Genomic DNA, 6,314 nt, shown 5'->3' with positions numbered 1-6,314 from the left:
TTGCCACTCCTAAATAGCCAACTCTTTTATATATTTTCATGAATTTCTATGTGTAATTCTGTATTATTTACGAAAAGTAATTTTAATTAAATTGTTTAACAAAAAAATATAATTTAATTAAAAATAATTTTTATTGACAAATTTACCGTAATTATGAATGAATTTATTGATAAAGTAAATTATTTTCATTTCAATTCTATTTATTAATTTGTTTAATTTTTTTCAATGGATTTTTCGTGTAAAAAACTCATTAAAAAAAATATCGTGTTTTTTTTAAAAAATATTTTTTTTTATTGAAAACGATATATATCTTGTGGCGTTCAATTTTTAATTAACAATTAAACTTATTTTCCTTATGAACCTAATACTTGTCACTTACAAGGATTTTAACTCACTTAAAACCTACTATTTGTTTTTAATCTTTTGTATTTGTGTAGTTGCTTTGACGGCAGTATTTAATTTTATATTAATGTCAGATACGGTAATATATAACTATTATTCACAACAGCTTGGTGCGGATAGGATAGAGGAATTTATTAACCTTCAAAAAAAATACCAGTATTTAGGGTATATCATATTGCCAATTTGTTACTCAATTAAATTTTTTTTAATCAGCATGTGTTTAATGGTCGGTGCTATTTTTAGCAACTTCAAAATAAGCTTTTCAAAGATTTTTAAAATTGTCATTATCAGCGAAACCATTTTTCTTATTCCGCTTATCATTAAAATAATTTGGTTCTCATTTTTTAAAACACGTTACACGCTATTGGACCTCCAGCTTTTTTCGCCTTTTTCGTTATTAAGCCTTGTTGATATCGCTAACGTTAAGAAATGGTTTTACTATCCGCTTTCAACAAGCAATATTTTTGAAATCATTTATTGTTTTAGCTTAAGTTATTGCTTAAGCAATCAATTGGGCTTACCAATTAAAAAAGCCGCTGTTACGGTTATATCGTCATACGGCGCAGGTTTGCTTGTGTGGACCATTTTTATAATGTTTTTGAGCATTAACTTGAGTTAAATACTCAATTAAAATACTTATGAAGCAACTTCATAATAGCGGAAACCGAAAAGCTGATAGAGTAGGTGCAATTACAACTTAATTTTTTTATGAAATCTTTGGAACTTGAGAAGATGGCGTTGATTAATGGTGGCTCGAAAGACGGGCTTGCCACAGGCGCCGGAGTTGCATGCGGTCTTGCAATTTCGGGTGGTGTATTTGGTGGTTTTGGCATTTTTGTAACGGGTGCCATATTTGGGCCAACCTGTATTGGATTAGCTATCGGAGCTGCTGTTAGTAACTAATTATTTAACCTTAAAAACAAAAGAAATGAGAAATTTAGAACTTATCGAACTCGAAGAAATTCAGGGTGGATCTGCAGCGGCAGGTTTTTGCGCAGGTTTAGCAGCTGGTGTTTCAGTTGCAGGCGTTGCAACATTATTAGGAGCAACTGTAGCAACAGGCGGCGTAGCTGCCTGGGTAGTTGCCGGGGCTGGCGTTGGATGCGCAGCCTATGGTATTTACTCACTATTCTCTTAAAACTTTTTGAGGGATTGGGAAGCGTTTTCCAATCCCTCTTAATAGTACATACATTGATATGATCGATTTAAAAAATATATGCAAAGCGTTTAACAACAAAAAAATATTAGATGGTATTGATATTACGGTTAACCAAGGGGAATGTTTGTGCTTAATTGGACCCAATGGTGCCGGGAAGAGTACGATTTTAAATATAATACTTGGTTTGTTAACCCCCGATTACGGGGAATTGCAAATAATGGGAGAGACCTACTATGATAAAAGCAATACTATAAAGGGAAAAATTGGGTGTATGCCCGAAAAATCATTATTAATTGAGGACCTATCCGGATATGATTTTTTAATGCTCCATGGGCTGCTGTTATGCATGAAAAAGATAGATTTAAAAAATAAGATCGACGATTTAATCAGCCTGTTTTTTGATGATAAGAGTTTAATAGATAACATGATATCTACCTATTCTACAGGGAACAAAAAGCGCCTTGAGTTTTGTGCCGCATTATTAAACTCGCCCAGTATTCTTATTCTTGATGAACCCTTTAACGGACTTGACCCGGTATTTGTTGATAAACTGATACGGGTTTTTAAATTAATGATGTTAAAGCAAAAAACCTTAATCATCTCAAGCCACGACCTCTCTTATATAAAAGAATTGGCTACAGATGTAGCCCTAATTAGCCACGGTAAGATTATCATAAAGGAAAAAAAAGACAATTTTTATGCCCAGGGCGAAACTGTATTGGAGAATTTTTTTAAATACTTACCCAAAGAACACATAAGGCCTGATGAAGTACTACTCCCCAACTGGATTTAAATTACGTCAATTATTTTCAATATTAAAATTTTTATCAATACTGCTATCTAAGAAAAAGGTAATTGTAAACCATAAAAAAACCGATAGAGTGTTAGTGGCCTTAGTAATCTTGCTGATAGTTTTTGACGGTTTTATATTCGGCAAACTGAATGATTTAATACTTACAAAGCATGTTAAATTTAATTTAGTATCTGCACTTTCACTGGCTACCGGAGTAATCATTGTTGTAAAGTACATATTTCCAACATTCAGGACCATTCGGTTTGTCGATAATCCTTACTATAACTTAAACCCGGTTATAAAATATTCGGTAAGTCTTTTTCGCGACTTGTTCTCGTTTTTTTATATGGTAATATTGCTTTTTTTTATTTGCTTCGCCGCCTTTTCCAAATCCATTGTCTTTACAGACATTTTTAGTGTTTTACTGTTGTTATTCGTTTATTTTCATATAAACCGTGCCATAAGAACTGTTTTCGAATCAAAGTTTAACATTGGTCATATTGTATACCTTTTTTTTGGCATTTTAACTGTTTGGTTTTACTTTTTAAAGGTTTCCAATTTTTACCTGTTGTTGCTATTGGTTTTAATTTTTATCGTTTCCTATTATTCCTACGGGCAAATTGCGGTTCAGACCAAAGCATTATCCATAAATATCAAATCAAAAAATGCAAATACTTCAGCCCTTGTATTACGATATTTATTGTCGGCTAATAAAATTCGATCTACTATAATTCTGCTATACCTGGTAAAATTGGTTTACTTAATTGGCACGTCAACAGGTTTGCTGAAATTTATGGCTGGTTACCAGTTTTTTTACCTTGTTTGTATTTTACCCATATTGTTGTTTACCTATCTTTTTAACAACATATTCGCATTTGGTGTTGATTTATATCGCAACGTTTTTTTTAGCCAGAACATTCATAAAACTATAATTAGAACCTATATATATCCTTTGATATTGGTGTTGCTGCCGTTAGATTTATTTATTGATATACTAATATTCATTTTGCAGGCTTTTTTTGGCCGGTACTTTAAAATCATCGTTCCAATCGATTATAGTTTCTTTCTACTTTACTTCTCGGTTTGTTTAAGTTTAATAGCGATGTCGCTGGTGTTCTCTTTAAAATATCCAAAAACGTTGGTCGACTCCATAAACAAGCAAACCAATACAAATTTTATCAGTTCGCTGGTAACGCTCATCGTAGGGATAATAGCGGCGGTAGCTTTATATTGCCAAAACACTATTTTAATTTGTTCAGTCGCTGTATTAAATGTAGCCACCTGTATAATTTTCGCTGGCTATTTTTTTAGGCAGGCAGCAGCTAATTTCAATAAACCTTTCATTTCAACCTAAGGTATAACCGAACATTTTTTAGTTAATATGAAGAAAAAAATCATAGCAATTGTTTTAGGTCTCATAGCCATAGTAGTATCAGTACTCATGTATAGTATAATTATAAAAATGAGGTTTAACTCAAAAATGGAATCGCAGTTAGGCGTTCCGCCTAACATGAAATTCCGGCTGATGCAGGATACTACTAAATATTTTCTTTCAAAAAATATTCCCCAAAAACGTCCATGTATTATTATTTACTACAACACCATGTGCGGCTCCTGTAGGTATGAAGCCGAGGAGTTGGTAAAAAATCAAAGTGCATTTAGTAATACTTCCCTGATAATGGTTTCTAATGAACCTTTTGGACAAATAGACGATTATTTTAAGGTATTTAAACTTGGCAGCTTAAAAAATTTAACCATGCTAAAATCTGATGATGATGAGTTTTACAAAGCTTTTGGCTCCCGCAGAACCCCAGGTATCTTCATTTACAATAAAGATTTAAAATTAGTGAAAAACTATTCAGGCGAAACAAAAATTTCTGCGCTTACCCAATGGTTAAATTAAGAATGGATGCCATTAAAGCAACTATATCCCAGATAAATTAACAACTATTTGCTTTGCACAAATAATTATGCAGGTATGAATAAAAAAATTAGAAAATCATTCACTAAACAGCATGATCAATCTGATTGCGCTGTTGCGTGCTTACTTTCTGTAGTCAGATACTATAACGGCGATGATTCTTTTGAAAATATAAGACAAATAAGCGGAACCTCTGTTCAAGGTACTACCATGCTTGGCCTTTATAGGGCTTCACAATCGCTTGGGTTTAATGCCGAAGCATTTGAGGTTGATGACATAGCCGAAATAAAAAAAAATGATGGCCCATGTATCTTGCATGTTTTGGTAGATGGCTATCTGGAACATTACATAGTTTTATACAAATATGGGACGTCGGGATTTTTAATTGGCGACCCCGCAAAGGGCCTTTCTGAAATATCTGAAGCCGAACTTTTAAAAATTTGGCAAAAGAGATATATGTTGCGGCTTTCTTGTAACGAAACCTTTAATGACAGGGAAACTAAAAGAGGCAGTAAGTTGGCGTGGATTAGGGCGTTGATTGATGATGATTTAACATTGTTGTTTGCTACAGCCTTTATGGGATTAATAATCGCTGCATTGTCGCTTTGCATGCCTATACTTTCGCAAAAGTTGATAGATAATGTTTTACCCGAGCGTAATACATTTAAATTATCTATTAGCTTGATTTTGGCAACCGTTCTGTTAGTGACAAAAAGTGGGGTGAATTACCTCAGGTCGGTAATGTTGTTGAAGCAGGGGGTAGCTTTTAATAACCGTATTACCAATAAATTTTATAGCCTGCTATTGTCATTGCCTAAGAATTTTTTTTCGAATAGGAAAACTGGTGATTTAATATCGCGGTTAAACGATACTTACAGGATTCAACAAACCATTAGCTTTTTGGCAGGTTCGGTTGTTATTGATTTACTTATTGTTATAGTCTCGGTTTTTTATGTTTTTAATTTTGGCGTCATTATAGCGCTTTGCACTTTAGCAAGTATCCCGCTCTCTTTTGCGTTATCAAATATATATTCCGATAAAATATTAACCGGACAAACGGATGTAATGAAAGCTTATGCCCGGAACGATAGTAATTATATTGATTCTATCCAGGGTATTGACGTTATTAAAATGTCRGGACTTGAAAAAGGGTTTAGCAGGGTCACGCAGAATTTTTTTAAAATATTTCAATCCGAACTTTATAAACTTGGAATAACCAAAACCCGGTTAAATTGGTGGTCAGAAATTATTGGGATAGTTTTATTGATGATCATTTTAACCTGTAGTTCGCTATTGGTAATAAGCCATAAACTCAAAATAGGGGAGTTAATGGCGATATTAACGGTAACGTCGGGCATTATATCGGCGGTTGTTCGCCTGGCCATGTCAAATATTCAAATTCAGGAAGCTAAAGTTGCCTTTAACAGAATGTATGAATTTGTTTATTTGGAAGGAGAACAAAGTTTAAACCCGGATAGCGGCGCCTCCCACGGCAATAGCATTACTTCCATTGTTATAAAAGATATATCATTCAGGTTTATTGGGCGGCCAAAGTTGTTAGATAAAGTTTCTTTTGAGCTATCCAAAGGACAAATTTTTGTTATTCTTGGAAAAACAGGCAGTGGGAAAAGTACCATATTTCAAATTTTGCAAAAATTTGCTTTTATCGAATCCGGGCAAATTACCATAGATGGTAATGATTTGAATGCTTATGATAACGCCGGTTGGCGATCAAATGTTGCGGTAGTGCCCCAGGATATTAAGTTTTTTAACTGCAATCTGCTTCAAAATATAGCCTTGAATTTTGATACCCAGGAAGCAGAGCCAGACCTTGCTTATTTGCAGGAAGAGATGGTTAAAGTTTATAAATTTTGCGTAGAGTACGGATTTGATAAGTATTTTAGTTTATTTCCGCAAGGATATGGCACCTTATTAGGCGAAGACGGCGTTAGCCTTTCAGGGGGGCAAAGGCAWTTGGTTGCCTTTGCCAGGGCTCTTTACCGCAACCCTCAATTGCTTTTACTTGACGAGGCTACCGC

At 34.0% G+C, this 6,314-nt stretch carries 6 protein-coding genes; 5 read left to right on the top strand and 1 reads right to left on the bottom strand.

Going from position 1 to position 6,314, the window contains the following annotated elements; translation table 11 throughout:
• Nucleotides 1–1,110: 1,110 nt before the first annotated feature.
• Genes AC1DU2_RS30605 through AC1DU2_RS30595 form a run of 3 tightly spaced genes read left to right on the top strand, consistent with a single transcriptional unit; the run spans nt 1,111 to nt 2,354 of the window.
• Nucleotides 1,111–1,305, top strand: a complete 195-nt coding sequence (locus AC1DU2_RS30605) for a hypothetical protein (protein ID WP_147053337.1) — start codon at nt 1,111–1,113, stop codon at nt 1,303–1,305.
• Between the two features lie 25 nt (nt 1,306–1,330).
• A complete protein-coding gene (locus AC1DU2_RS30600; RefSeq protein ID WP_147053336.1) occupies nt 1,331–1,540 on the top strand; it encodes a hypothetical protein in 210 nt (69 codons plus the stop codon).
• 58 nt (nt 1,541–1,598) lie between these two features.
• A complete protein-coding gene (locus AC1DU2_RS30595) occupies nt 1,599–2,354 on the top strand; it encodes an ABC transporter ATP-binding protein (RefSeq protein ID WP_477389389.1) in 756 nt (251 codons plus the stop codon).
• Between the two features lie 1,071 nt (nt 2,355–3,425).
• On the opposite strand, the gene AC1DU2_RS30590 is transcribed toward AC1DU2_RS30595, so the two are convergent.
• Entirely contained in the window at nt 3,426–3,635 is a 210-nt protein-coding gene (locus AC1DU2_RS30590) for a hypothetical protein (RefSeq protein WP_477389387.1), read from the bottom strand.
• Between the two features lie 100 nt (nt 3,636–3,735).
• Between AC1DU2_RS30590 and AC1DU2_RS30585 the strand changes: the two genes are divergently transcribed.
• Both AC1DU2_RS30585 and AC1DU2_RS30580 read left to right on the top strand, forming a co-directional pair.
• Entirely contained in the window at nt 3,736–4,257 is a 522-nt protein-coding gene (locus tag AC1DU2_RS30585) for a hypothetical protein (RefSeq protein WP_477389385.1), read from the top strand.
• Between the two features lie 75 nt (nt 4,258–4,332).
• On the top strand, nt 4,333–6,314 hold a 1,982-nt coding region (locus AC1DU2_RS30580; RefSeq protein WP_477389383.1), incomplete at its 3' end, for a peptidase domain-containing ABC transporter.

Source organism: Mucilaginibacter sp. P4_C11, assembly GCF_056402115.1.
Note: the sequence above shows the minus strand (reverse complement) of the source record. Positions and strands in the feature narration are given on the sequence as shown.

What these genes read in the sequence shown, in the direction of transcription:
- AC1DU2_RS30605 (WP_147053337.1), top strand. Translation starts at nt 1,111, where the DNA reads ATGAAATCTTTGGAACTTGAGAAGATGGCGTTGATTAATGGTGGCTCG.
- AC1DU2_RS30600 (WP_147053336.1), top strand. Translation starts at nt 1,331, where the DNA reads ATGAGAAATTTAGAACTTATCGAACTCGAAGAAATTCAGGGTGGATCT.
- AC1DU2_RS30585 (WP_477389385.1), top strand. Translation starts at nt 3,736, where the DNA reads ATGAAGAAAAAAATCATAGCAATTGTTTTAGGTCTCATAGCCATAGTA.
- AC1DU2_RS30595 (WP_477389389.1), top strand. Translation starts at nt 1,599, where the DNA reads ATGATCGATTTAAAAAATATATGCAAAGCGTTTAACAACAAAAAAATA.